This window comes from Aurantimicrobium sp. INA4, from assembly GCF_027924525.1.
GTDB lineage: Bacteria > Actinomycetota > Actinomycetes > Actinomycetales > Microbacteriaceae > Aurantimicrobium.
In genome coordinates, this window is the sequence record NZ_AP027040.1 from 300,999 (window position 1) to 326,601 (window position 25,603).

Sequence of the window (25,603 nt, forward strand, 5' to 3'; positions counted from 1 at the left end):
GCTGGCCGCAACCAGCCCAGGTTGCTTTTCCGCACTTGCGGCAGCTGACTTCTCTACACATTCGTGGCTCCTTTACGCCGTCATTATTATACCCCCGGGGGTATAGCTCATGCCACACTTGATTCATGACCGAAAAGCGTGGCGCCAGGAACCTGACCGTTCGCTCAGATGAGCGACCTCAGGTTCGTCCCACCCCCGAAGGGTGGACGCAGAATGTTGACGCTGAGGGTCGCCCTACACTTCAATTCGAGGCGCCCAAGCGTGGCGCTAAGCCGCCTGTTCACCTAGCTGACCTCACACCTGAGGAGCGCAAAGCTCAAGTTACAGAACTAGGTCTTCCTGGCTTTCGTGCCAAGCAGATCAGCACGCACTACTTCTCTCACTACACGAGTGACCCCGAGAAGATGACCGACCTGCCTGCGGCAGGACGTGCTGAGTTAGTGGAGTCACTGCTGCCCCCGCTGATGACTGAGGTCAAGCGACTGAGCACCGATAACGGCGACACGATCAAGTTTTTGTGGCGATTGTTTGACGGGGCTCTCGTTGAGTCTGTGCTCATGCGCTATCCCGGACGCATCACGCTGTGTGTGTCTTCCCAAGCAGGCTGCGGCATGAACTGCCCATTCTGTGCAACAGGCCAGGCAGGTTTGACACGCAATATGTCGGCCGCAGAAATTGTGGACCAGGTCGTCCGCGCTAATGCTGTGATTGCCGCTGGTGAGCTTGGTGGTAAGCGCCGATCTGACGAAGGCCAGCCTGAACGCGTGAGCAACATTGTGTTTATGGGCATGGGTGAGCCATTGGCCAATTACAACCGACTCATGACGGCGGTGCGCACTATGCTGGCACCGCAACCAGAGGGCTTGGGTATGTCAGCGCGTCACATCACCGTCTCTTCAGTGGGACTTGCCCCCGCTATTCATAAGCTGGCAGACGAAGGTCTGCAACTAACTTTTGCGCTCTCCCTGCACGCACCCGATGACGAACTGCGTGATGAGCTCATCCCGGTGAATTCACGCTGGAAAGTCGATGAAGCACTAGATGCTGCCTATGCCTATTACGAAAAGACAGGTCGTCGCGTTTCCATCGAATACGCACTCATCAAAGACATGAACGACCACGCCTGGCGCGCCGATCTTCTCGCAGAGAAGCTCAATGCGCGCGGACGTGGCTGGGTTCACGTCAACCCCATCCCGCTCAATCCCACCCCGGGATCCATCTGGACTTCGTCAGAACCGTCGATTATGCGTGAATTTGTTCGACGTCTTGAAGAGCGTGGTATTCCCACCACGCTTCGAGACACTCGAGGTAAAGAAATTGACGGGGCCTGCGGGCAATTAGCGGCAGCTGACTAAACGCTCCAAAGGTGCCAAAAATAGGTGTCACTACAGGGATTCTTCCCCCTGCAGACATAGTGTTTTGATGTGTGGCCACGGAATCGACGCTCTGACGACGAGTCGTTAGAACCAGAAGAGACTGCCTCGAATATTGGCGAGCAGATCTCTCTCGATGACGACCCATTTCCTGAGCTCTCTGCCGAGAAAGATGAAGCAGTAGATCTGCTTGCTCCCACCGCCGGCAGCCTCAACTCCGCACTCTCCAACATCAATGTTGCTGAGCCAGTGTGGAACCAGTGGCGTGAAGAACTTTCCGTGGTTGGTGGTACCTCACCACTGATTCAATTTGTGGACACTCCCCGCACCAGGATTGAACTCACCTCGATTCACCCTGGCGGTTTGCCCTCATTTATTTCTGGCAAGCCCACCTTGCTCTCTAGTTTGATTCGCGAAGAGTTTGCTCTGCGTAACGCCAGATTGGCTGCGGCTGCCGTGACGGCTAAGTGCACCGAACTGCGTTCCATGCGCAGTATCGAATCTGTCTATTTGGCCCTCGGCATTGCTAAGTGGACGTTCCAAGACCGCGAGTATTGTGGCCCAGTCTTGCTGCGCCCAATGACTTTGCGTCGCTATGGCAAAGATTTTGAACTCAAACTCAGTGGCCAGCCTTTCCTGAACCCACAACTAGCCCGCGCTCTAGAGAGCCAATTGGGCATTGCCTTAGATGCGGACTCTTTTGTTGCGTTGGCAAACCTTGATGGCATGTTCAACCCGCTGCCGGTGATGGAGCGCCTTCGTGGATTGACCCAACATGTCCCCAGTTTCGAGGTCGAGCCTCGACTGGTTGCCTCGAGCTTTGCTGATCTTTCTGCTGCGATGGTTGCTGACGTTCGTGACCTGGCACACCCCATCTTGGATGCATTAGCCGGCAACATCACCGCCCGCACTCGTTTGACTGAAAGCCACAAAGAAGCTGTGGTCATTGGTCAGGATGAGCGTCCCCCAGCAACTGACACACTCCTTCTTGATGCTGATTCAGAACAAGAAAGCATCGTGGCAGAAATTGCTGCCGGTAATTCCCTGGTGGTCAAAACTCTTCCAGGAACTGGTGGAACCCAAACAATTGTGAACGCCATCGGTGTTCTCACTGCTGCCCACAAGCGTGTTCTGGTGGTGGGTGCTCGCCGGTCGAGCCTGGACTCAATTCACCACCGCCTGGCACAAGTCGGCCTAGAGGGTCTCACCGTTTCTCCACGCACCCTGCGTCGCGATCTCATCAACGCCATCTTGCGCAATGAGAAAGCAACCCGCCCTAACGTCACCGACGTCGACGACGCCCTGCTTCGATTGCGCAAGGTTCTGCTGGACTACCGCGGTTCACTCACTCGTCAAGACGAGGTGTTGGGTGTCTCGGTATTGGATGCCCTCGAGCAACTTTCCCATCTGAGCCTGTTGCCCACGCCACCGTCCACCACCGCACGCCTGCCACGCCGCGCAATTGAAGGACTGGCTAACTCCAGGCCTGAAGCAGCAGCAAGTCTCATCAAGGCGGCAGCGCTCGGTGAATTCCGTTACGGCCCAGATGACTCACCCTGGTACGGTGCAAACTTCCCCACCGCAGAAGAGACCACCGCAGCACACGAGCAGGCGAAGCGCCTTCACCAAACTGAGCTTCCCAAGCTGCTGGAGCGTGCAGAGGAAGTCTTTGGCCGCACCAAGATGCGTCCCTTCGAGAACCTCGAAGAACTCGGCATCTACATCACCTTGCTGGTTGATATTCGCGAGACGCTCGATAAGTTCTTGCCCTCGGTTTATGACCGCCCACTGACCGAACTCATTACCGCGACCTCTGGCCGCGGAAGTGGCATGAGCGGTGGAGATCGCCGTCGTCTGAAAAAGCTTGCCTACGAATATGTGCGCCCTGGAGCAAACGTTCCCGACATGCATGAGGCACTCATCGAGATTCAACAGCAGCGCGTGCTCTGGCAGCGCTATGTTGTGGCCGGCGCTGTTCCTGAGGTTCCTGTTGGTATTGCAGACCTGCAAAGCGCCTACGACAAGGTGGTTGCTGAGCTTGTTGTTCTTGATATTGCGCTGGGACTCAACGGTACTGACCAGTCTTTCCTCAAGCTTCCTATCGCTGCACTGACCAACAAAGTTTCAGGTTTGGCAGCAGAGTCGGAAGTTCTCAATAACTTGCAAGAGCGCACCGCGCTCTTAGCTCACCTGCGTGAGCTTGACCTGGATGTTCTTCTTGCAGACCTATCTGCACGTCACGTTCCCGAAGAGGAAGTCGCAGACGAACTCGAACTCGCCTGGTGGCAATCAGTTCTCGAGGGAATGCTCACTTCGGACAAGGCACTGCTCGGTGCCAACACGAGCATCTTGGATCGTCTCGAATCAGACTTCCGTCTCGTTGACGATGCTCACGCCTCGGCAAATGGTGGACTCCTCGCTGCTCGTTTAGCTGAACTATGGAAGATCGGCTTGGTTGATCTTCCCGATGAAGCAGAACGTTTACGTCAGGCTTTGCGTGGTGACTACCTCAGCCCCCAACAACTTGTTGAGCTTGCTCCACGCTTAGCTAAGTCGATTGCGCCAGTGTGGTTGTGCTCACCCTATGAGGCCCACCTCATTCCCGACACTGTTGGCTTTGATGCCGTGTTCCTCGTTGATGCCGGTGCAACCACGGTTGCCGAGAACGCTGGCGCGATTCGTCGCGGCAGCAGTGTTGTGGTCTTTGGTGATCCTGTTACTCAGACTCCCTCACGTTTCGAAACTGGTATGGGGGAATTTGAAAACCCACTTGCGCCGGTGACCGATGCCGACGCCTGGCACAGTAAATCTGCTCTGGCACAGTTCAGCGGCATACTGCCAGCACGCACACTCACCAAGAGTTACCGTGCCGGTGGTGAAGATCTGGCAGATGTTGTTAACCGCCGCTTCTATGGTGGAAAGATTTCCTCCCTGCCCTGGGCGGGAACATTCCTGGGTCACTCAAGTCTGCGCCTGCACTACATCGCCGACGGAACAGGCATGCCAGACTCTGCCACCGGTGCAGTGGAAAGCGTGGATGCGGAAGTTTCACGCGTGGTAGAGCTCGTTCTAGAACACGCAACTGAACGCCCCACCGAATCCCTGATGGTCATCACTGCAAGCCCTAAGCATGCGGTTCGAGTTGAGCAGTCTGTGCTCTCGGCGTTTGCTCGCCGTCCAGATTTAGCCGAGTTCATTCTTGAGGATCGTGCTGAATCCTTCGCTGTGATGACGCTTGAGCAGGCTGTTGCACAAAGCCGTGACCGCGTGATCTTCTCTATTGGTTACGGTCGCACCCCACACGGTCGACTGCTCTCTGACTTTGGTGCTCTTGCTCTTCCCGGCGGTGAGCGTTTGCTCGCCGTGGGTATGACGCGTGCGCGTCGCTCCATGGAGATTGTTTCTTGCTTCCGCCCCGGTGACATCGATGAAAGTCGCCTCTCAGACGGGATGCGTGCCCTGGCAGAAGTTCTCACCGAGACAGAAAAGCCACACACCACCGAGCTGGGCACAGACTCACCAGAACCCATGCTCATCGATTTGGCTCAGCGCTTGCAGCGCCGTGGCCTGCACGTCTCTCTCAACCATGCAGGTGAGATTGCCCTGGCTGCCTCCTATCAGGGGCGCGCCGTCGCGGTAGAGACCGATGCTGTTCTTGCCAAGGGTTCACTGCGTGAATCATTGCGTTTGCGTCCAGAAATGTTGCGTCGTCTTGGCTGGCACTACATCCGTATTCACGCTTTTGAACTCTTTGCTGACCCCGAAGCTGTTGCCACGCGCGTTGCTGCGCTAATCGGTGTCGAGCCCACAGAAGACGACCACTTCACTGGTCCAATCGATCTAACTCAGGTAGAAACCGTTGTGGACAGTGCCGACAACGACGTTGTCGAAGAAGAGGTCACCATTACGGAAGTTACCTCGACACCAAGCAGTGAACCTGATGCCATCACGGCACCGATTGATCTGCCCGAGAAATAATGCCTACCCAGCCTGAACAAGAGCCCAAGCCTCGTTCGCGCACCAACCGCCGAGTTCAATGGCAACCAGAAGGTGCCAGAGTCGACCCAGCTTTTGTGGATTCTCCTATCGAAGAGACTGGTGAAGATTGGGCTGAGCGTCAGCTCAGCAACGACGAACAGCTCAAACGGGATAAACCGCCCCACTGGGGTTAGTTCGTCGACGAACTGCTTCCACCAGAGGAGCTGCTGCTTCCACTGCTGCCAGTAGAAGAACCACTAGAGCTCTGACGTGAATCGGTTCGATAAAAACCTGAACCATTGAAGGTCACCCCGACCATGTTGAACAGTTTGCGAAGCTTTCCTTTGCAGCTGGGGCATTCGGTCAGGCTGTCCTCGCTGAGGGACTGCTGAATATCGAACGCGTTATCGCACTGCGTGCAGCGGTAAGAGTAGGTAGGCACAAGATCTCCGAATGAGTCGCGTTAGAAGGTAATCAGGGCGGAAGGGGTAACCACACCGGTCACCGGTTGGTCGTGAACTTCCTGAGGCAGAGAATCAACATATTCACTGTCGAATACAAGAGCATAAACAGGTGGGCGTTTTCCCATAGAGCCCAAGGTCTTATCGAAATAACCGCGACCCCAGCCCATGCGCACACCCTTTTTATCCACGGCAGATGCCGGAACAATAATCAGATCAACATCGTTGATGGCGATGGGGCCAATGAGTTCACCGGTGGGCTCGGGGATTCCATATAGACCCACGTTCTCATCGGGGGAGTCATTGGCGATAGCCCAGTCCAATAAACCGTCATCGCGGCTCACTGGCAAAAGCACTTCAATCCCGTTGTCATAAGCCCAAGAAAGAAAAGGTCTAGTTTCAGGTTCACTCGGTGTTGCCAAATAGCACGAGAGGCGTTTCACGCCCCGTGCTGCCACAAGATTCTTGAGGTGTTCAGTGAGCTTGGTGGTGGCCTCATCACGTTCATGCTGAGGCATCACCCGACGGCGGTCACGAATCTCGGCACGCAAAGCCTGCTTTGCAGTGACCAGATCTTCAGACATATCCATATTCTATTCGCCAGTAAAGAAGCCCAATCCTGTGGTTAGGCTTAGAGACATGGCAGCCATCATTCCCACACTGCGTGAAGGCCGTGTGAGTATTCGGGGAATCAAAACCCGTGATGCCAAAAAGCTCGAAGAAGAACTCATGCGCAACCGCGCCTGGTTGCGCCAGTGGGAAGCCACCGTTCCGCAAAGCTTTGTCAGCTTTGACACCAAAGCAGGAATACGCAACCTGCTCGCCCACGCACGCGTGGGGGCAGGTATTCCTTTCGCCATTGAATACGAGGGTGAATTGGTGGGCCAACTCAATGTTTCTGCCATTGCCTACGGGTCACTCTCTTCAGCGCAGCTGGGTTATTGGGTCGCCGAGCGCGTTGCCGGCCAAGGTGTGACCCCCACTGCTGTTGCGCTTGCCACCGACTACTGCCTGCACAACCTCGGACTCCACCGGATGGAAATCTGCATCCGTCCAGAAAACACCGCCTCGCTGCGCATCGTGGAGAAACTGGGCTTCCGCTACGAAGGTCTTCGCCGCCGCTATATACACATCAACGGTGACTGGCGCGACCACTTTGCTTTTGCACTCACCCAGGAAGAAGTCCCGGGTGGAGTGCTTGAGAGATGGAAGAGCGGCAACGTTCCCGAAGGAATCGGCACAGTCCCTGAAGCCGACTTTGATTTGCTGGGCTAAACCTCCTCAGAAACACACCCCGGGCTTACAGTAATCCGGCTCGATTCACTCGTACCTTAGAAGTCATGAGTGGTGATTTTCTTAGCGGAGGGATGGTATTCGTAATCGCAGCCGCCCTGTGGATTATGTATCTCATCCCTACCTACCTCCGTCGCAAGAACTTCGATGCGACCGAACGCAACGCCGTGCGCATGCAACAAACCATCCGCGCCCTGGCAGAAACTGCCGATGTCCCTGAGGAGATTCGCGTGGAAGCTTCCGCTCGCGCCGTGATCGAACAAAAGCGTGTCCTTCGACAAGCCGAAGCAGCCGCCCGCGCAGAAATGCGCCACGCAGCAGCACGGGCTGTGGGCTATGACGAGCAAGCCGTCATTGCCGCTCGCCGCGCTCGCCGCAACCGTTTTGCCAGTGCACTTTTCCTAGCTGCAACAGTGGTCGGCATCATTGCTGGGTCCATCATCTTGGCAACCGGTGGAAGCTGGGAAACACTCGCTATTTCCTGCCTCGCGTTCGCTCTTGCTTTGGTTATCCAAGAAGTTGTTGTTTCTTCCACCACCGCACAGGCAGCACCTGCGGCGTCGAACCGGTACGCCTCCGAATTCTTTGACCAGTCCCACTTCAAACCTGCACAGGTGTCACGAAGCTGGACTCCTACTGCATTGCCTCGTCCGCTGCACCTGTCTGAGGGCACGCTTTCCCAGGCGGTCGTGCAATCACAGATTGCTGCCGAGCGCATGCGCCAGTCTGCACAAGAATCTGCACTGGTTGAGCGCATGAGCATGGATCAGGCTGGACTTGAGCAGCTGCGTCGCACCGCAACCACTCCTCCGGTTCGTACCGAAGCACCTGCACCAGAGGTTGCTTCACGCCTAGCTGGTATGGGTGTGGTGGACTCCACTGCTTCTGCAGAGCTCGATCTGGACGCAGTTCTGCGTCGTCGTCGCGCCGGTTAAGTTAAACCGCTCAAACTTCCGCGGTACATTTGCTCTATGAGCACTCGTCGCGTAGTCATCACTGGAGCTAGTTCAGGTATCGGCCAGGCTAGCGCCCGGCTTTTTGCCCAGCACGGCTGGAATGTGGTGGGTGTTGCCCGCCGTGCAGACCGCCTTGCAGAACTCGAAGCAGATGCTGGCGTCAGCACCTTCGTTGCTGATGTGACCAAGCAAGAGGATGTCGACTCCCTCCGGGATTTCCTTGCGGACTCTGGTCCCGTGCACGCGCTGGTGAACAATGCCGGTGGCGCTTTTGGCGCATCCAGCGTGGAAGAGAGCGATCCTGCCGATTGGCAAAAGATGTTTGATGTGAATGTGTTGGGTGTGCAGCGGGTGACCAGTGCCCTGCTGCCGCTGCTGCGCAAGGCGGCAGCTGGTGGGCACGCCGACATCATGACCGTGACCTCCACAGCAGGTTTTGTTCCCTATGAGGGAGGCGGTGGATATAACGCAGCCAAGTTTGCTGCCCACGCTGTGGTGGGAGTCTTGCGTCTTGAACTTGCCGGTGAACCCATTCGCGTGATGGAGATTGCACCGGGCATGGTCAAGACCGATGAGTTTGCTCTCAACCGTCTCGCAGGTGACACCAGCAAAGTTGATGCGCTCTATGCCGGGGTGGAAGCACCGCTGGTTGCCGAAGATATTGCCGAGGCCATCGTCCACGCACTCGAGCTTCCTGGACACGTGAACTTGGACATGATCACGATTCGCCCCGTCGCTCAAGCAGCACAGCACAAGCTCATTCGTGGCGAACTCAAACCAAAGGCATAAGCATGGAATCGCTTTCGCGTCACACCGACTACGGCAATGTTCCCTTCGATGAGAACATTGCTCTGACAAACCCTCTCGAGCAGTTTGCGCAGTGGCTCACCCAGGCTGAAGCAGAAGACATCTTTGAACCGAACGCGATGGTTGCCAGCACGATTGACCCCGATGGCAACGTGAGCTCGCGCACGGTCTTGCTCAAAGGTTTAGATGAGAGTGGCTTCCAATTTGTCACCAACTACACCTCACGTAAGGGCAAGGCGCTCCTGGCCAACCCCAGTATTTCCCTGCTATTTCCCTGGTATAGCCTCAAGCGCCAAGTGATTGTTTACGGCACCGCCATCAAAGCCAGTGATGCCCTGAGCGATGAAATGTGGAACAGGCGCCCACAGGGCGCCCAGCTTGCCTCCGCAGCGAGTAATCAGTCTGAGCCGATTGCCTCACGCGCAGATCTCGATGCTCAGCTGGCTGAACTGGAGAAGCAGTATCCAGAAGGCACGGCTGTTCCCCGGCCAGAACACTGGGGTGCTTTTCATGTGGAGCCGCATGCCATTGAGTTTTGGCAGGGACGTTCCATGAGATTCCACGATCGTATCCGATACGACCTTGTGGATGGCCTCTGGCAGATAACGCGCCTACAGCCCTAGGCTGAAGGACATGGCAACTCCGTTCACCACGTATTCCCTCGACCAGCTTCGCACCCGCACCAGCGCTAAGTGGAGACAATACGGGCCGGATGTGTTGCCGCTGTGGGTGGCGGAGATGGATAGCACTATTGCTCCCTCTGTTGCCGAGGCAGTCAATGCCGCACTGACCGAAGGCGACACCGGCTATGCCCACGGAGATGCCTATGGTGAAGCTTTCGCGGAGTATTCGAAGCGCCACTGGGACCTCAACGTTGATCCCGCCTACACCCTCCCTGTTATTGATGTCATTCGTGGCTTGACCTCGGTCATTCTGGAACTGACAGAACCGGGGGCGCCGATTGTGTTGACTCCTCCTGTCTATTACCCCTTCGCCATGATTGTCGGCGGTACGGGCAGAACAGTGGTGAATGCTCCATTAACCGCTGAAGGTCGTTTCGATGCAGAAAGCCTAGAGAAGGCATTTACTGAAGCAGCAGCTCTGGGCAAGGGTGGCATGGTGCTGATCAGCAACCCACATAACCCAGGGGGTGCGGTTCATACTCGTGAAGAGCTCACCATGTTGGCAACCTTGGCTGCAAAGTACAGGATTCGTATTCTCTCGGATGAGATTCACGCTCCACTGACGATGCCTGGGTACACCTTTATCTCGATCCTCGATATTCCTGAAGCAGCCGATGCCATTGTGGTGACCAGCGCCTCCAAGTCATATAACCTTGCCGGGCTCAAGGCAGCGCTCATTGTGACCAACCCGGCTTCGTCTGAGTTTGTTCGTTCCATGAAGTCCAAGTATTTGGAAGGCCCCAGCCATCTGGGCACTATTGCTCACGTTGCCGCTTTGAACGGAGGAGACCAGTGGCTGGCCGATGTGAATAAAGACATCGATCGCAACCGCCACCTCGTCACGGAACTGGTGACCACCTTCCTTCCTGGTGCGAAATACACTCCCGTGGAAGCAACCTATTTAGCGTGGGTGGACTGCCGAGACCTCGGCCTGGGTGATGACCCGGGACAGGTGTTTCTAGAAAAGGGCAAGGTTGCCTTTAGTAGTGGGCACGTTTTTGGCCCCGGCGGAGAAGGTCATATCCGCGTCAATATGGGAACCAGTCCCGAGATACTGACCGAAGCATTCCGCAGAGCCTCACTGGCCCTCTAAACCAGTAGCGTTAGCTGATTGTTTCCAGTGGCCCTGTATCGGGCAGTGGCGCTCCGTGCGATCCGCGCAGGTCGGGGCTCCACCTCTTCGTAAAGAAGGCACCAACCGTGGTAATCAGCGCAAAGAGTGCTGCGGCCACAATCGCAGATGGCGCCCCGTAGTGATCTATGCAGAAACCAGCCACAGCAGCGCCTAAACCAGCACCAATGAGCTGGCCACTGCCAATCCAGGCATAGGACTCAGCAGTTTCACTGAATTTCATGGTCGCGCTGACGTTGGCAAAGAGCACGGTCAGTGCTGGGGCAACACCTAATCCAGAGATAAAGAGCATCAAGGCCAACCACCAGAAATCAGTGGACACAATGGCCAGGCTCAAACCGGTGGCCACGACGGCAAGTCTGCGGGTCATTGACCACGGTGCTATCTCGCGGTGACCCCAGCCCAATCCACCAACCAATGAACCTAAGGCATAGATAGCAAGAAGCCAACCGGCTTCTGCACCACCCTTGCCATACAGAGCAATGATTCCTGCTTCCACAGCAGAGAAACACGACACTAGCGTGAGACCTAGGAGGGTGCTGATAATCACGGGTGCTTTGGTGAGAACACCACCCAAACGCCGCTTGCTAGGTGGAATGCGAACCTGACCTACCGAAGGGGCCGTGATAAACCACAGTCCACCACCAGCGAGGAAGGCCATCGCGGTTAGCACAGCCTCCACGCTGCCAACTTGCACCGCCACAAACGTGGTGAGCACGGGGCCAACAATCCAAATGATTTCTTGGGCTGTGGCATCGAGAGAAAACAGGGGAGTGAGCAGTCGGTTAGGAACAAGCTTGGGGTAGATCGTGCGCACAGCAGGCTGAATAGGGGGGAAGGAACATCCGCCAATGAAGCCCAACACAATCAACACAGGAACCGAGAAGGGGAAAATTGCCATCGACGACAGTGTGATTACCGCAACAATCGTCATCACGGTCAAGAGAGGCCTCATGCCCCAGCGAGACATCAAACGTGAGCTAATGGGACCCGCGATGGCTTCACCAACAGCGATAGCTCCCACAACAAGACCGGCAGCGGCATAAGAGTTATGCACGGATTCCACGTGAATCAGGAACGCAATGGCCAGCATGCCATGGGGAAAACGTGCAAGAAGCTGCGACAAAACAACGCGGGTCACCCCGCGTACTTTGAGCAGTTCCGCATATGTTTTCACAGTTTCTCCAGTCTATGGGCCGGGTCATAAGGGTGCGAATGAGCGCAAAATCCTCGCGAGAGTGTCCGTGGGTGGCCAGAAGATGTATTTCACGTAAAAAATGAACGAAAAACGGTGTGAATATGTGCACAAACGAGGAAAAGTTATCCACAACTGGGGATGACACGCCCACAACATGTAGGGGATTCATTTTCGAGCCAACCCCTTATATAGTGGTCAAGCACCTAGAGCAGAAAATTTACGAGGAAGAGACAAAAGACGTGGGAATCACTGTCGTAAAGCGCAATGGACAGCGCGAACAGTATGACGCCAACAAGATCAACATGGCGATTGAAGAGGCAACACATGGCCTCCACGACAACATTGCGTGGGTGACCCAGATTGCCACCGAACTCGAAATCACCCTCTTTGATGGCATCACCACCCAGCAGCTCGACGAAGCAGTCATCCAGGTTGCTCTGCAGAACGTCAAAGATGACCCTGCATTCGACGTTGTTGCTGCCCGTCTGCTGCTCAAGACCATCTACAAGCGTGTACTCGGAGACTTCTCGACCCCCGAACAGCTGAAGAAGCTGCACCGCGACCACTTCGCAGAGAACATGAAGCGCGGCGTCGAGGAAGGTCTGCTCGACCCTCGACTGACCGAACTGTTCGACCTCGAAGCACTCGCAGCTGAGATTGACCCCAGCCACGATGACCTGCTCAAGTACATCGGTGTTGTCACCCTCAACAACCGTTACGCCATTAAGGGTCGTAACGGTGACCCACTTGAGGTTCCTCAGTACTTCTGGATGCGTATCTCCATGGGTCTGTCTCTCAACGAGAAGAACCCCACCGAGCACGCCATCAAGTTCTACAACAAGATGAGCCAGCTTGAGTACCTTGCAGCTGGATCTACTCTGGTCAACGCCGGAACCATCTACCCACAGCTTGCTAACTGCTTCGTTCTCGAAATGCAGGACGACATGGAGCACATTGCGAAGACCACTCGCGACGTGATGTGGCTCACCAAGGGAACCGGTGGAATCGGTCTGTCCGTCACCAAGCTCCGTGCACAGGGTTCACCAATCCGCTCGAACAACACCACCTCGACCGGTCCTATCCCCTTCATGCACACCATTGACTCCATCCTGCGCGCTGTGAGCCGCGGTGGTAAGAAGTTCGGTGCTCTGTGCTTCTACATGGAGAACTGGCACATGGACTTCCCCGAGTTCCTTGACCTGCGTCAGAACTCCGGTGACCCCTACCGTCGTACCCGTACCGCGAACACTGCTGTATGGATCTCTGACGAGTTCATGAAGCGCGTCCAGAACGATGACGACTGGTACCTCTTCGACCCACTCGAGGTTACCGACCTCAACGAGCTTTACGGCAAGGCATTCTCCGAGCGCTACAACTTCTACGTAGCAGAGGCAGAAGCAGGACGTATGCACCTTTACAAGAAGATTGGTGCACGCGAGCAGTTCAAGCAGATCCTGATCTCCCTCCAGTCCACCAGCCACCCCTGGCTGACCTGGAAGGACACCATCAACCTGCGTGCCCTCAACAACAACACTGGAACCATCCACTCCTCCAACCTGTGCACCGAAATTACGCTGCCTCAGGACGAGGACAACGTCTCGGTATGTAACCTCGCATCAATTAACCTGTCTCGTCATCTCACCGACGAGAACACCGTTGACTTCGCCAAGCTTGCCGAAAGCGCCAAGCTTGCTGTTCGTCAGCTCGACAACCTGATCGACATCACACGTTCTTCTGTGGATGAAGCAGACTTCTCCAACAAGGAAAACCGTGCAATCGGTCTGGGTCTCATGGGCTTCACCGACATCGTGGAGCGTATGGGTTACTCCTACGAGTCTGAAGAGGCCTACGATCTCATCGACGTCATTACCGAGCACATCTCTTATGCAGCAATCGAAGCATCGGTTGAGCTTGCACAGGAGCGTGGCGCCTACAAGAACTTCGAAGGAAGCCGCTGGTCACAGGGTCTCGTACCTTTCGACAGCATTGACCTCACCGAAGCAGACCGTGGTGTTCCCATCACCGTCAACCGCAACACCACCCTGGACTGGGATGCGCTGCGCAAGAAGGTCAAGGGCGGCGTTCGCAACGCAACTCTGATGGCTATTGCTCCCACCGCATCCATCGGTCTTGTTGCTGGAACCACACCAGGTCTGGACCCCCAGTTCTCACAGATCTTCAGCCGTGCAACCAGCTCCGGTAAGTTCCTTGAGGTCAACCGCAACCTTGTTGCTGACCTCCAGAAGCTCGGAATCTGGGAGACGGTTCGTGAAGACCTGCTGCGTAACCAGGGTGACGTACAGAACCTCCCACAGATTCCAGACCACATCAAGGCTGTCTACAAGACCAGCTTCCAGCTCTCGCCCTTCTCCTTCCTCGAGGTTGCGGCACGTGCACAGAAGTGGATCGACCAGGCCATCAGCCGCAACATGTACCTGGAAACTCGTGACCTCGGCGACATGATGGAGATCTACTCCGAAGCATGGAACCGTGGCGTGAAGACCACCTACTACCTCCACATGAAGCCACGTCACACTGCTGAGCAGTCCACCGTCAAGGTGAACAAGGCAGAAGACATCAACGCCAGTGGCGGACCCAAGAAGGGCTTCGGCTTCGGTAGCGGTTCCGGTGCAAACCCAGAACCACACGCAGTCTCAGCTGTTGCAGAAGCAGAACCTGCTGTTGCTGCACCAGCACGCAAAGGCTTCGGATTCGGCGCAGCGGGAGGTGGAAACTAATGAACTACACAACCCCCGTAGACGAGTACTTCGTTCCCGTCGACCCGATGGACGAACTTCAGTGCGAGTCCTGCCAGTAGGCAATTCGCTCTGATCTCCAGACACCCCTGCAACACCAGCACCATCTGTAACAACCCCGCCGCACCCCACTAGAGCACCCGCTCTAGAAAAACGGGACACTACAGAAACACCACACTTTAACGACGAACTAAGGAGAAACACCATGGGTATTCTCGGTACCGGAGTCCAGGATGGACTCATGCTTAAGCCCGTCACCTACAAGTGGGCGATGGACCTATACGACCAGGCAGTAGCAAACACCTGGTTCCCCAACGAAATTCAGCTCGGTGAAGACATCGCTGACTTCAAGAAGATGACGGATGAAGAACGTCACGCCATCACCTTCTTGATGAGCTACTTCAACCCCAACGAGCTGCTCGTAAACAAGGCACTCGCCTTCGGCGTGTACCCCTATGTCAAGGCTCCAGAGGCTCACCTCTACCTCGCCAAGCAGATGTGGGAAGAAGCAAACCACTGCATGAGCTTCGAGTATGTTCTCGAAACCTTCCCCATTGACCGTGAGATTGCCTACAGCTCACACGTCAAGGTTCCTTCCATGGCACGCAAGGAAGAGTTCGAGGTCAAGTTCATCAAGCGCATGACCGAGCAGACTCTCGACATCACCACCACCGAGGGTAAGAAAGACTTCGTTCGCAACCTCGTTGCGTACAACGTCATCCTCGAGGGAATCTGGTTCTACTCCGGCTTCATGGTTGCTCTGAGCTTCCGCCAGCGCAACCTGCTGCGTAACTTCGGATCTCTCATGGACTGGGTCGTTCGCGACGAGTCTCTTCACCTCAAGTTCGGAATCAACCTGATTCTGACCGTTCTTGAAGAGAACCCAGACCTGCAGACCCCTGAGTTCGCAGAAGAAATCCGTGACATGATCCTCAACGCTGTTGAGATGGAAGAGGAATACAACCGTGACCTCCTCCCCAACGGCATCTTGGGTCTGAACTCCAACTACATCAACCAGTACGTGAAGTACCTGGCTGACCGTCGTCTCGAGGAGCTCGGTTTCGAGGCCCACTACAAGGTCTCTAACCCTGCAAAGTGGATGGCAACCGCCAACGACACCCTGCAGCTGGTCAACTTTTTCGAGTCGACCAACACCAGCTACGAGTCCAACGGCGCAACCGCCTAAATACTCGAACAGAGTTAAGGGCCTTCCTGATTACAGGAGGGCCCTTTTCTGTACCCCGAATGGTGACAAAACTCTAAAACTTTTGTCTAAACTAAACCTATGAAAAAGTTTTCTCTCAAAGCGCTCGGCGCTGGAATTTTGACCCTGGGTCTCGTCGTTGCTGGGGCTGCGTTGCCTGCAAATGCAGGAACACTTACCTCGGCCTCAGTAACTGCCACAGGAACAATTGGAACTTCTGGAACCAACGCATATCCAATTACTCTTGCGGCAACTACAATTACCTCGACTGGCCAGTTCGTGATTACTTTGCCAACTGGTTGGACACCCACTTTTTTCGGTGGGCCAACTTGTGGAGGAATCACACTCACTGGCATCAATATCACTAACACTGGATGTAACGTATCTGGAAATGTAATTACCCTGTACGGATCTGATGGAAATACTTCGGCCCCTATTCCTACGGGTGCGAAAACTGTAACTTTCGCCGCTGGTAAACTGAACACGGCTGCAGCACGTGATTTCGTCCTAGCCTCAAGTAACAGCGGAACAGCCGTGGACAGTGTTACAGTCACCCTTGCGTCAGCATCATCCAGCTACACTGTCACCTTCAATTCAAACGGTGGTTCTGGTGCGATGGCTGATCAGTCGGCAAGCACAGCTACTGCTCTGAGTGCGAATGCATTTACTCGCAGTGGCTACACATTCGCCGGTTGGAACACTGTGGCTGATGGTTCTGGTACCGCATACGCTGATGGTGCCAGCTATGCCTTCACTGCTAACACAACTCTTTACGCGCAGTGGACAACAACTCTAGCCACAACCGGCTTTGACGCCGCGCCTTACCTCTTCGGTGGTCTGGCTCTTGCCCTAACTGGTGGAGCACTCATGCTGATTGCTCGACGCAAGCAGAGCAACTAGTAGTTATCCCAACAGAACACCCCGCTCCTTGGAGTGGGGTGTTCTGGTTTTCTGCCCAACAGATAATAAAACTTTTGTCTAGGATGGAGCTATGCAGAAGTTATCGCTCAAGGCTCTTGCCGCATCAATTTTGTCTTTATTCCTTATTGCCTTTGGCGCCGCGATTCCGGCAAATGCAGCCACGAACGTCACGCCATCGGATGTCGTTGTTGCGGGTGGCAACAACACCAGCAGCTTCACGGTTAATTTAGATTCGCTTCCGAACAGTGTCTATTCCTTTGGAATTCGGATTTACGGTGGATCCTTTGTCACACAAGTTGGTGCACCTGGTTCTGCAATTACTGTTTCCGCTTCAAGCCCCACTCAATGCTCTTCTTCTGGGATTTCTTTTCAAGCAGGAGCTTCGGTTTCCGGGTTTTGCGTCGCATTGAACTCGACAGTTAACCGCGCATTTTTTTATGCTACTCCGAACAACGTAAATCCAGCCGGTACAGCAAGTCTCTCCTTTGCCACTGGATCAATCCTCTTTGATGCAAGCGCACCAGCAGGTGGCTACAGAATTGAGGCGTACTACCAAACTTCCAGTGGTGGAGGGTCCACAACCCTTGCAACTATTGCACTAACTACAGCTTCAGCTTCAAAAACTGTCACCTTCAACTCAAATGGTGGTTCGGGTGCGATGGCTGATCAGTCGGCAAGTACTGCTACTGCTCTGAGTGCGAATGCGTTTACTCGTTCTGGCTACACATTCGCCGGTTGGAACACTGCTGCTGATGGCTCTGGTACTGCATACGCAGATGGCGCTAGTTTCCCTTTCTCTGCCAACACAACGTTGTACGCGCAGTGGACAGCAACTCTTGCTACAACCGGTTTTGATGCAGCGCCGTACCTCTTTGGTGGTCTGGCTCTTGCTCTCACCGGTGGTGCACTGATGCTGATTGCTCGACGCAAGCAGAGCAACTAGTTGTTATCCCAACAGAACACCCCGCTCATTGGAGCGGGGTGTTCTTGTTTATCCCAAGACTTTCTTGATGCGCTGGAGTGAGATGGGTTCTGCCGTGCCCAGGGATTGGGCAAACAGGCTAACCCTGAATTCTTCAATCATCCACCGTGCTCTGACGATGTGTGCAGGGGAGTTGGGGGCCAGAGGAATCTTGCCTCCCGCTGCTTCATAAAGTGAGAGTGCCTGGGTGAGCTCAACAGATGCCGTTCTGTCTCGACCTGAGTCTTCGAGCATGCGCTGAATGCGCATGGTGATGGCGCGGACATAAATCAAGATGCGAGGTAGTCGTGCGAGACCGGCGTCGCTGATGAAGCCTGGTTGGAGAAGGTTTTCCAAATGAGCCTTTTCTTCGGTGAGTTGGGCAAGGAACGTCATCGGGTTTGCTTGAGACATAGCTTTCTGGGCATCTTTGGCCGCGGAAAGAATTCGAGCTGTTTGGGAAACTGCATCAAAAATGTTGTCCATGATGGCGCCCTGGACGCGGTCCCTCAGGGTTTCAAACTCTGGCTTTTGGAAGATCATGCCGTCTTCACGCATGGAGTAGAGAACGCTATCAACACTGGCTGCAATGGCGTCAGCTATGAGTGCATTAAGGCTGGGATAGGGGCTCTGGGTGAGGATGAGTTTCTCAGCTGCAGTGAGATGTTCTTGAACATACTTTGCTGGTGAAGGTACAGCCGCGATTGCGAGTGCTCTCGTGCCCAGAGGGTGTTCTCTGCGCTGGTTAGCTTCGGTGGCCATGAGTCTGATGTTGACCTCTTGGCGTGCTGTTCCGGGGTTGGTGACAACAAGTGCGGGGTATGCGCGCACTGTGTTGCCACCGTGCTGTGCATCCACGGTGCGGGGCAGCTCATCAAAGTCCCAGCTAGTTAGACCATCACGTTCGAGTGGCGATGTCACCCGCTCTGCTACTTCAGCAACCGCATCCCTAGTTTTCTCTGCCAAACCTCGCTGGAGTTTCTCTAGGTTCTTGTCCGTGCCCATGTTCTTGCCAGTGCTGCCAATCACTCTGTAGGTCATGCGCAAGTGATCTGGAAGTCTCAGCGGATCAAAGTCAGCTGCGCTGACGAGTGCTCCGCTGAGACTTTGCAGTGCTTTGGCCACGGAGGTGAGGAGGTTGCCCTGCGGTGTCTCAGGCAGCGTGGCAGCAGCCTTGGCTGCCCAGTCCGCTGCCGGGACGACCTGGCGGCGAATGTTCTTCGGCAGCGTCTTGATCAGTCCTGTAATGAGCTCAAGACGAAGTCCTGGAACCAGCCAGTCAAACGGTTCTGGATCAAGACGAGCCAAGAGAGGCAGCGGAACTTCAACGGTGACGCCGTCATCTTCTCGACCCGGTTCGAAGCGATATTTCAGCTTGAGCCGCTGGTCGCCATAGACCCACTCAGAGGGGAATTCGATCTCGTCATGCTCCGCTTCTGTTTCTTCCAGAAGGTCAGACCGTTGCATGGTGAGCAGGTCGGGGTTGGTGTTCTTTTCTTTTTTCCACCAGCCTTCAAAGGTTCGGGTGGAGAAGACATCTGCAGGGATGCGTTGGTCATAGAACGCGAAGACGACTTCGTCGTCTGCCAATATGTCTCTTCTTCGTGAACGTTCTTCGAGTTCTTCTAGTTGCCTGCGGAGCGCACGGTTGCTTCTGTCGAAAGCTTGTTTGGAATCCCATTCGCCATCGACGAGTGCATGGCGGATGAACAGTTCACGGCACAGCTCAGGGTCGATCCGTGAATATTGCATTCTGCGGTGGGCAACGAGCGTGACACCAAAGAGCGTTACACGCTCATAGGCAACAACGGCTCCTTGGTTTTTCTCCCAGTGCGGTTCGCTATAGCTTCGCTTACACAGGTCTCCGGCAATCTTTTCTGCCCAGCTGGGATCTATTGCTGCGTTGGTTCTGGCAAAGAGTCTGCTGGTTTCTACCAACTCTGCACTCATCACGGCTGCAGGGGGTTTCTTGGCTAGGGCAGAGCCAGGGAAGATGACGAATTTCTGGTTTCGTGATCCCAGGTATTCGTGCTGCTGCTTGCGTGGGTTTGAGTGAGGGCCACGCTTGTCTGCGAGCTTGTTGTCACTGACTTGCTTGAGACCAATATGGGAGAGCAATCCTGCCAGCAGAGACTTGTGAATGCCGTCTGGATCAATCTTGGGTTCACCCAAGGTGAGGCCTAGGGGTTTGGTAAGTGTTCTGAGTTGCCGATAGACGTCATTCCATTCACGCACGCGCAGGTAGTTGAGGAATTCTGCTTTACACATCCTGCGGAAAGCACTCGAGGACAGTTCCTTTTGCTTCTCTTCCAGATAGTTCCATAGGTTCAACAATGTGAGGAAGTCACTGGTGGGGTCTGTGAAGCGGGCATGGGAAAGGTCTGCTTGTGGTCGCTTTTCTAGCGGGCGCTCTCTTGGATCTTGAATAGTGAGCCCTGCCACAACCGCCATGACTTCTCTGGTGACACCGTGGTGGCGTGACTCAAGTACCATGCGCGCAAAGCGAGGCTCTATGGGCAAGCGAGCTAAATCGTGACCAATCTTGGTGAGCGTGGTTGCCCCGGAGGTGTTCTGGATGGCCCCGAGTTCTTTGAGCAGATCAAGACCGTCTTTCACACCACGAGAATCGGGTGTTTGCAGGAAGGGGAATTGGGAGATGTCTCCCAAACCTAGTGAGGCCGCTTGCAGAATCACCGAGGCGAGATTGGTGCGCAAGATTTCGGGGTCGGTGAATTCTGGGCGGCGCTCGAAGTCCTCTTCGGAGTAGAGGCGTATTGCTATACCGTCGCTGGTTCGACCACAACGGCCAGAGCGCTGGTTCGCACTAGCTTGCGAGATGGCCTCAATGGGAAGTCGCTGCACCTTGGCTCTCGGCGAATACCTGGAGATGCGTGCTGTTCCGGCATCGATGACGTATTTGATGCCAGGAACTGTGAGGCTGGTCTCGGCCACGTTCGTGGCCAGAATGATGCGTTTTCTTAATCCCGGAACTTTGCTTGGTTCGAAGACTTTGTGTTGATCTGCTGCAGAAAGGCGGCCATACAGTGGCAGCACTTCGGTGCCGGCCTTCATCCGGCCGGCAGTGATGTGGCCTTCTATGGCTTCTTGAACATCGCGAATCTCTGTCTCACCCGAGAGGAACACCAAGACATCTCCAGGTGCTTCTTTATCGAGCTCGTTGAGTGCAGCAATGATGCCGTCGAGGTAATCACGTACTGAATGTTCCGGGATGGCCGTTGCTGTGTTCTTGTCGTCAGCGAGTTCGTCATCGTCGACGTCATCACTATTGACCTTGTCTTGGACGAGTGGGCGGTAACGAATTTCGATGGGGTAGGTGCGGCCTGAGACTTCAATAACCGGAGCATTACCGAAATGAGTGGCAAAGCTTTCCGGGGCAATGGTGGCTGAAGTAATGATGACTTTGAGGTCAGGTCGCTGAGGAAGTATCTGCTTGAGATAGCCCAGAAGGAAGTCAACGTTGAGGCTGCGCTCATGGGCTTCATCGATGATGATGGTGTCGTAGTTTTTGAGAAGTCGATCGCGTTGTAGGGCATTGAGCAAAATGCCGTCGGTCATGACTTTAACTTCGGTCTCAGCACTGGCTTGATCTGTAAAGCGCACTTGGTAGCCAACGAGACCACCGAGTTCCACCTTGAGTTCTTCTGCAATGCGCTCTGCTACAGCGCGGGCGGCAATACGTCTGGGTTGTGTGTGGGCAATGCTCGTGCGGCCAAGTTCCAGGCACATCTTCGGTATTTGGGTAGTTTTTCCCGAGCCGGTGGCCCCGGCAATAATGACCACTTGGTTCTCTCGGATGGCTGCCAGTATCTCCTCGCGCCGCTCACTGACGGGTAAGTCAGGGGGGTAAGTGATGAGTGCGGCGTCCATGGTCTTTATCCAGCCTACGCGAGGGGTGTTTATACCTGGCGTCTAATGTGACACACTTACACAGGTCCACTTTCTAGGAGGAAATGTGTCTTCAACCGCTGCGTCGTCTACTGCGCCCGAGCAAGGCTTCCGCCGCTATGCAGTTATTCTGCTTGGAATGCTCGGAGCAATCCAGGTAGCAGACCCCATTCTTTCTTCGTTGGCACTCGTTAAGGCCTCCGATGAACTCAACTTCTCTGCATCTACACAGTCGCTTGCTGCAGGTATTTCAACCCTGGCACTAGCAGCCACTGCTATCCCCGGCGGTATGCTCGCAGACCGCTACGGCCGCCGCTTGCTGCTTGCTCTCTCGGTACTGGTAGCTGCTGCGGGTCAGCTCATGACCGCAAGCGCGGGTCTGATTGACCCCAAGGCAGACACTGCGGTGCTGTTCTATCTTCTGGGCCGCGTCATCACCGGTGTTGCACTGGGTGTGACCTTCGGTGCTTCCTACGGCATGCTGCGCAACGTTTCCAGCGCCAAGTCGCTGGGTCCCGCTATGGCGACCTTCAACATCGTCAACGGAATTATTCCAGTTATCGCCATGGTCCTCGCCGGTGTGCTTATTGCAACCAGCTGGCGTTTGGCTTACTTGATTCTTCCTGTGGTGGCTGTGATCGGGTTCTTCCTGGTCAAGCCCATCTTGCCCAAGATTGACAAGCTCCCACCGTCAAAGGTGGATTACCTCGGCATGCTGTTTGTTGCCATTGGTATCGCTGGATTGCTCTACGGCATCAGCTCAGCAACCAACGGTTTTGACCACCCTGCCTTCTACGTCCCCATCATCGTTGCGCTGATTTCCCTCGCAGCGTTTGGTATTCGTGAGAACCGCACCAAGTCTCCCGTCTTCCCCATTAAGCTGCTGAGCCACCCCGCATTCTTGGGTGCTGTGGTCATGGGTATTTTCTGGAACATGGCTTCTGCGTCGATGAGCCAGATGCTTCCTAACATGTGGCAGTACGTCACCCACATTCCTGAAGCACTCCTGGGTGCTGCAAGCTTGCCCATGTCCGCAGCTGGAATCATAGGTTCGGTTATTGCCGGTGCTCTGCTCGGTAAGGGTTCGGTGCCTCGCACCACCGCTTTTGCCGGCTACATTCTCATGGTTGTAGGTTTTGCTAGCTACCTCATCATTGGCCCCACCTCGAGCTACCAGATGTTCCTTCCCGGAATGATCATTGCTGCTGTGGGTTGGATGATGAACGCCACCAGCCAAGGCAACCTGTTCATTACCTTGGCTCCTGCCAAGTTCTATGGCCCCGTAACCTCCAGCAAGCTTGCTGTGGGACAGTTCGGTTACGCACTGGGACTTACCGGTAGCACCGTGATGGTCTCCTTGTTTACTCTCGCTGGTGTGAGCTCGGCAACCAAGGGTGCTGTTGCTGGTGACTCCAACTGGGATGCCATCACGTCCTACATGTCAACAGGTCAGACAACCAACTCTGATCTTGCTGCTGTAAGTACCTCTGATCTGGCCGGTATTTACACCACGGCATTCGTCTCCACGATTTCCATCATCGCGGTGGTTGTGGCTGTTGCTGGTATCACGATGTATCTCCTCCTCAAGAACAAGAAGGCTTCTGTTCCTGTCGAGGAATACCTCGGTTTGACCAACTAAGTAATATCAACAGCGTTCAGTTACAAATCTGTCTAGGCTCGGCTCATGCTGTCACACGATGAGTTTGTGAACTTTGTCTCTTCCCCCGTCGTTATCGACGGGGGAATGAGCACAGAGCTCGAGCACCAAGGCTGGAAGCTTCAAGGTTCACTCTGGACAGCACAAGCACTGTTAGATAACCCAGAGGTCATCCAGGCAGCTCACCGCGCCTATGTGGATGCCGGGGCGCAGGTAGTGATTACCTCCAGCTACCAAATCTCGCGCGCGGGATTTGAAGAAGTTGGTTTGAGCGCAGCAGATGCAGACCGTGCTTTGCGCGCCAGTGTCGAAGTGGCCAGTGCCGCAGTTGCCGGAAGCACTGCGCTCGTTGCAGCATCGGTGGGGCCCTATGGTGCCATCTTGCACGACGGCAGCGAATATCGAGGCAACTATGGTCTGAGCCGTGAGGTGCTTCGAGCTTTCCATGCAGAACGCTTAGCGGTCTTGCTGGAGGCAGAACCAGACTTGCTTGCCATTGAAACCATTCCTGATGCCCTCGAAGCACAGGCACTCGTGGATGCGCTTGAAGAGTTCCCTGGCGCTCTGGGCTGGATGAGTTTCACCATCGGACCTGATGGAAAGTTATGGGCAGGTCAAAGCCTGTCGGAGGCAGCGCAGATAGCTTCGTCATCTCCGGCCATTGCGGCCATTGGCGTCAACTGCGTTGACCCTGCTTTGGTTTCTGCAGCCATTGCCGAGATTCGCACGGTAACTGATCTGCCTGTGGTGATTTATGCCAACGGAGGCGGCACCTGGAATTCAGAGAGCGGTGTGTGGGAGAACGCTGATGCTGATGCTCTTGTTGCCTATGCTTCGACCTGGATCAGCCAGGGAGCACGCCTGATTGGTGGGTGCTGTGGCACACATGCTGGCGATATTCGCCAGCTTGCTGCAGCGCTCTAGCTAGCACTCAATCACGTTGACGGCGAGGCCGCCTTCGCTGGTTTCTTTGTACTTTGTCGACATGTCGAGACCTGTCTGACGCATGGTCTCAATCACGGTGTCGAGCGAGACGAGGTGGTTGCCATCCCCGTGGAGCGCCAGACGAGCTGCACTGACCGCGGTTGAGCTAGCAATGGCGTTGCGCTCAATACACGGAATCTGAACAAGACCACCCACAGGGTCACAGGTCAGCCCGAGGTGGTGTTCCATGGCGATTTCTGCAGCGTTTTCAACCTGGCGTGGTGTTCCACCCAGGACGGCGCAGAGGCCACCTGCGGCCATGGCGCAGGCGGGGCCTACTTCGCCTTGGCAGCCAGCTTCAGCGCCTGAGATAGAAGCGTTGGATTTGAAAAGGGATCCAATAGCAGTCGCGGTGAGAAGATAGCGCCGGATTCCTTCCTGGTTCGCACCTGGAACAAAACGGAGGTAGTAGCTGGCAACAGCAGGAACAATTCCAGCAGCACCATTAGTGGGAGCAGTGACCACGCGGCCTCCGGCTGCGTTTTCTTCGTTGACGGCCAGAGCAAAAGCATGAAGCCACTCAATGGTGGTGTCACGGCTATTGGCAGCATCAGCAGTGACAAGGTGTTCGCGCAGTTCAGCTGCGCGACGCTTCACGCTCAACCCACCGGGCAAAGTTCCAGCTGAGGTGAGTCCAGACTGCACGCAGGAATGCATGGTGTCCCAGATGGCATCCAGGCGCGCGTTGACTTCCTCCTCAGTGTGTTGAGAAAGCTCGTTCTGCATGGCGACCTGGTCAATGGTCATGTTCTGCACATCACACAGAGCCAATAAAGCTGCGGAGGTTCCATAGGGCAGAGGCCACTGCGTGGTGATGGTGCTGGTTTCTTCGCCGTCTCGGCGAATGAATCCGCCCCCAACGGAGTAGTAGGTCTGTTCGTGAAGCGGGGCGCCATCTGCGCCGAAGGCGCGGATGGTCATCGCGTTGGGGTGGCCTGGAAGGCGCGTGCGGGGCTCAAAGCTGATGTCACCTGGGGTGAAAGCAATGGTGTGGCTTCCGCCCAGATCGAGTGTGGGGTCATTCTCAAGGTTGCTCCAGGCATTGCGAACCTCATCGGGCATGCAGGTTTCTGGGGCCAGGCCGGTCAAGCCGGCAATGACTGCTCCGGGGGTGCCGTGACCTATCCCGGTGGAACCGAGTGAGCCATACAGGCTGCAGTTGACGGAGACTACCTTCTCAATGAGGCCCTGTGATCTGAGCTGTGTAACGAAGTCCAGGGCAGCACGCATGGGGCCCACAGTGTGAGAACTGGAGGGACCGATACCTATCGAGAACAGGTCAAAGGCTGAGACGTACGCTGTCACAAGTTTGAGCCTAGAGTGCTTGGGCAGG

19 protein-coding genes are annotated in these 25,603 nt (G+C 55.2%); 14 read left to right on the top strand and 5 right to left on the bottom strand.

What is annotated here, in order from left to right; translation table 11 throughout:
- Positions 1-125: 125 nt before the first annotated feature.
- From rlmN to AINA4_RS01600, 3 genes are all read left to right on the top strand, one after another.
- Positions 126-1,355 (top strand): 23S rRNA (adenine(2503)-C(2))-methyltransferase RlmN, encoded by a 1,230-nt coding sequence (gene rlmN, locus AINA4_RS01590; RefSeq protein WP_281787224.1) that lies wholly within the window; start codon positions 126-128, stop codon positions 1,353-1,355.
- A gap of 69 nt (positions 1,356-1,424) precedes the next feature.
- Positions 1,425-5,351, top strand: coding sequence for an AAA family ATPase (locus tag AINA4_RS01595; RefSeq protein WP_281787225.1), 3,927 nt, complete (start codon positions 1,425-1,427; stop codon positions 5,349-5,351).
- Positions 5,351-5,545, top strand: a complete 195-nt coding sequence (locus AINA4_RS01600; RefSeq protein ID WP_281787226.1) for a hypothetical protein — start codon at positions 5,351-5,353, stop codon at positions 5,543-5,545. The genes AINA4_RS01595 and AINA4_RS01600 overlap by 1 nt, the downstream gene beginning before the upstream one ends.
- Here the strand turns inward: AINA4_RS01600 and AINA4_RS01605 are convergent.
- Together AINA4_RS01605 and AINA4_RS01610 are read right to left on the bottom strand one after the other, a co-directional pair.
- Positions 5,542-5,793 carry an FmdB family zinc ribbon protein gene (locus tag AINA4_RS01605; RefSeq protein ID WP_281787227.1) on the bottom strand — a complete coding sequence of 84 codons (252 nt, stop codon included), beginning with the start codon at positions 5,791-5,793 and terminating at the stop codon, positions 5,542-5,544. The genes AINA4_RS01600 and AINA4_RS01605 overlap by 4 nt on opposite strands.
- 21 nt (positions 5,794-5,814) lie before the next feature.
- Positions 5,815-6,396, bottom strand: coding sequence for a 5-formyltetrahydrofolate cyclo-ligase (locus AINA4_RS01610; RefSeq protein WP_281787228.1), 582 nt, complete (start codon positions 6,394-6,396; stop codon positions 5,815-5,817).
- 55 nt (positions 6,397-6,451) lie between these two features.
- Between AINA4_RS01610 and AINA4_RS01615 the strand changes: the two genes are divergently transcribed.
- The 5 genes from AINA4_RS01615 to AINA4_RS01635 all read left to right on the top strand — a co-directional run bounded on the left by AINA4_RS01615 (position 6,452) and on the right by AINA4_RS01635 (position 10,644).
- The gene (locus AINA4_RS01615) at positions 6,452-7,087 is read left to right on the top strand and encodes a GNAT family protein (RefSeq protein ID WP_281787229.1); all 636 of its coding nucleotides are present in this window, start codon (positions 6,452-6,454) and stop codon (positions 7,085-7,087) included.
- 65 nt (positions 7,088-7,152) lie between these two features.
- Entirely contained in the window at positions 7,153-8,040 is an 888-nt protein-coding gene (locus AINA4_RS01620; protein ID WP_281787230.1) for a hypothetical protein, read from the top strand.
- Positions 8,041-8,076: 36 nt separating this feature from the next.
- Positions 8,077-8,850 carry an SDR family oxidoreductase gene (locus AINA4_RS01625; protein ID WP_281787231.1) on the top strand — a complete coding sequence of 258 codons (774 nt, stop codon included), beginning with the start codon at positions 8,077-8,079 and terminating at the stop codon, positions 8,848-8,850.
- A 2-nt stretch (positions 8,851-8,852) separates the two neighbouring features.
- Positions 8,853-9,491 carry a pyridoxamine 5'-phosphate oxidase gene (gene pdxH, locus AINA4_RS01630; protein WP_281787232.1) on the top strand — a complete coding sequence of 213 codons (639 nt, stop codon included), beginning with the start codon at positions 8,853-8,855 and terminating at the stop codon, positions 9,489-9,491.
- Between the two features lie 10 nt (positions 9,492-9,501).
- The gene (locus AINA4_RS01635) at positions 9,502-10,644 is read left to right on the top strand and encodes an aminotransferase class I/II-fold pyridoxal phosphate-dependent enzyme (protein WP_281787233.1); all 1,143 of its coding nucleotides are present in this window, start codon (positions 9,502-9,504) and stop codon (positions 10,642-10,644) included.
- A gap of 10 nt (positions 10,645-10,654) precedes the next feature.
- Here the strand turns inward: AINA4_RS01635 and AINA4_RS01640 are convergent, their stop codons facing one another.
- The gene (locus AINA4_RS01640) at positions 10,655-11,860 is read right to left on the bottom strand and encodes an MFS transporter (RefSeq protein WP_281787234.1); all 1,206 of its coding nucleotides are present in this window, start codon (positions 11,858-11,860) and stop codon (positions 10,655-10,657) included.
- A gap of 260 nt (positions 11,861-12,120) precedes the next feature.
- Between AINA4_RS01640 and AINA4_RS01645 the strand changes: the two genes are divergently transcribed.
- The 4 genes from AINA4_RS01645 to AINA4_RS01660 all read left to right on the top strand — a co-directional run bounded on the left by AINA4_RS01645 (position 12,121) and on the right by AINA4_RS01660 (position 17,705).
- Positions 12,121-14,619, top strand: a complete 2,499-nt coding sequence (locus tag AINA4_RS01645) for a ribonucleoside-diphosphate reductase subunit alpha (RefSeq protein ID WP_280799562.1) — start codon at positions 12,121-12,123, stop codon at positions 14,617-14,619.
- A 223-nt stretch (positions 14,620-14,842) separates the two neighbouring features.
- Positions 14,843-15,823, top strand: a complete 981-nt coding sequence (locus AINA4_RS01650) for a ribonucleotide-diphosphate reductase subunit beta (RefSeq protein WP_281787235.1) — start codon at positions 14,843-14,845, stop codon at positions 15,821-15,823.
- Positions 15,824-15,922: 99 nt separating this feature from the next.
- The gene (locus tag AINA4_RS01655; protein WP_281787236.1) at positions 15,923-16,741 is read left to right on the top strand and encodes an InlB B-repeat-containing protein; all 819 of its coding nucleotides are present in this window, start codon (positions 15,923-15,925) and stop codon (positions 16,739-16,741) included.
- 91 nt (positions 16,742-16,832) lie between these two features.
- Complete coding sequence (locus AINA4_RS01660; RefSeq protein WP_281787237.1) at positions 16,833-17,705, top strand: InlB B-repeat-containing protein; 873 nt, start codon at positions 16,833-16,835, stop codon at positions 17,703-17,705.
- A 48-nt stretch (positions 17,706-17,753) separates the two neighbouring features.
- On the opposite strand, the gene hrpA is transcribed toward AINA4_RS01660, so the two are convergent.
- Positions 17,754-21,611 carry an ATP-dependent RNA helicase HrpA gene (hrpA, locus tag AINA4_RS01665; RefSeq protein WP_281787238.1) on the bottom strand — a complete coding sequence of 1,286 codons (3,858 nt, stop codon included), beginning with the start codon at positions 21,609-21,611 and terminating at the stop codon, positions 17,754-17,756.
- Positions 21,612-21,696: 85 nt separating this feature from the next.
- On the opposite strand from hrpA, the gene AINA4_RS01670 reads away from it, so the two are divergent.
- A complete protein-coding gene (locus tag AINA4_RS01670) occupies positions 21,697-23,268 on the top strand; it encodes an MFS transporter (RefSeq protein ID WP_281787239.1) in 1,572 nt (523 codons plus the stop codon).
- 45 nt (positions 23,269-23,313) lie between these two features.
- Positions 23,314-24,210 (top strand): homocysteine S-methyltransferase, encoded by an 897-nt coding sequence (gene mmuM, locus AINA4_RS01675; RefSeq protein ID WP_281787240.1) that lies wholly within the window; start codon positions 23,314-23,316, stop codon positions 24,208-24,210.
- On the opposite strand, the gene AINA4_RS01680 is transcribed toward mmuM, so the two are convergent.
- Positions 24,211-25,575 (bottom strand): L-serine ammonia-lyase, encoded by a 1,365-nt coding sequence (locus tag AINA4_RS01680; protein ID WP_281787241.1) that lies wholly within the window; start codon positions 25,573-25,575, stop codon positions 24,211-24,213. It lies immediately after the preceding gene.
- Positions 25,576-25,603 lie beyond the last annotated feature (28 nt).

Excerpts from the sequence above, each read along its gene's own strand:
- AINA4_RS01620 (WP_281787230.1), top strand. The coding sequence starts at position 7,153 with ATGAGTGGTGATTTTCTTAGCGGAGGGATGGTATTCGTAATCGCAGCC.
- AINA4_RS01660 (WP_281787237.1), top strand. The coding sequence starts at position 16,833 with ATGCAGAAGTTATCGCTCAAGGCTCTTGCCGCATCAATTTTGTCTTTA.
- AINA4_RS01650 (WP_281787235.1), top strand. The coding sequence starts at position 14,843 with ATGGGTATTCTCGGTACCGGAGTCCAGGATGGACTCATGCTTAAGCCC.
- AINA4_RS01635 (WP_281787233.1), top strand. The coding sequence starts at position 9,502 with ATGGCAACTCCGTTCACCACGTATTCCCTCGACCAGCTTCGCACCCGC.
- pdxH (WP_281787232.1), top strand. The coding sequence starts at position 8,853 with ATGGAATCGCTTTCGCGTCACACCGACTACGGCAATGTTCCCTTCGAT.
- AINA4_RS01600 (WP_281787226.1), top strand. The coding sequence starts at position 5,351 with ATGCCTACCCAGCCTGAACAAGAGCCCAAGCCTCGTTCGCGCACCAAC.
- rlmN (WP_281787224.1), top strand. The coding sequence starts at position 126 with ATGACCGAAAAGCGTGGCGCCAGGAACCTGACCGTTCGCTCAGATGAG.
- mmuM (WP_281787240.1), top strand. The coding sequence starts at position 23,314 with ATGCTGTCACACGATGAGTTTGTGAACTTTGTCTCTTCCCCCGTCGTT.
- hrpA (WP_281787238.1), bottom strand. The coding sequence starts at position 21,611 with ATGGACGCCGCACTCATCACTTACCCCCCTGACTTACCCGTCAGTGAG.
- AINA4_RS01625 (WP_281787231.1), top strand. The coding sequence starts at position 8,077 with ATGAGCACTCGTCGCGTAGTCATCACTGGAGCTAGTTCAGGTATCGGC.
- AINA4_RS01615 (WP_281787229.1), top strand. The coding sequence starts at position 6,452 with ATGGCAGCCATCATTCCCACACTGCGTGAAGGCCGTGTGAGTATTCGG.
- AINA4_RS01655 (WP_281787236.1), top strand. The coding sequence starts at position 15,923 with ATGAAAAAGTTTTCTCTCAAAGCGCTCGGCGCTGGAATTTTGACCCTG.
- AINA4_RS01610 (WP_281787228.1), bottom strand. The coding sequence starts at position 6,396 with ATGTCTGAAGATCTGGTCACTGCAAAGCAGGCTTTGCGTGCCGAGATT.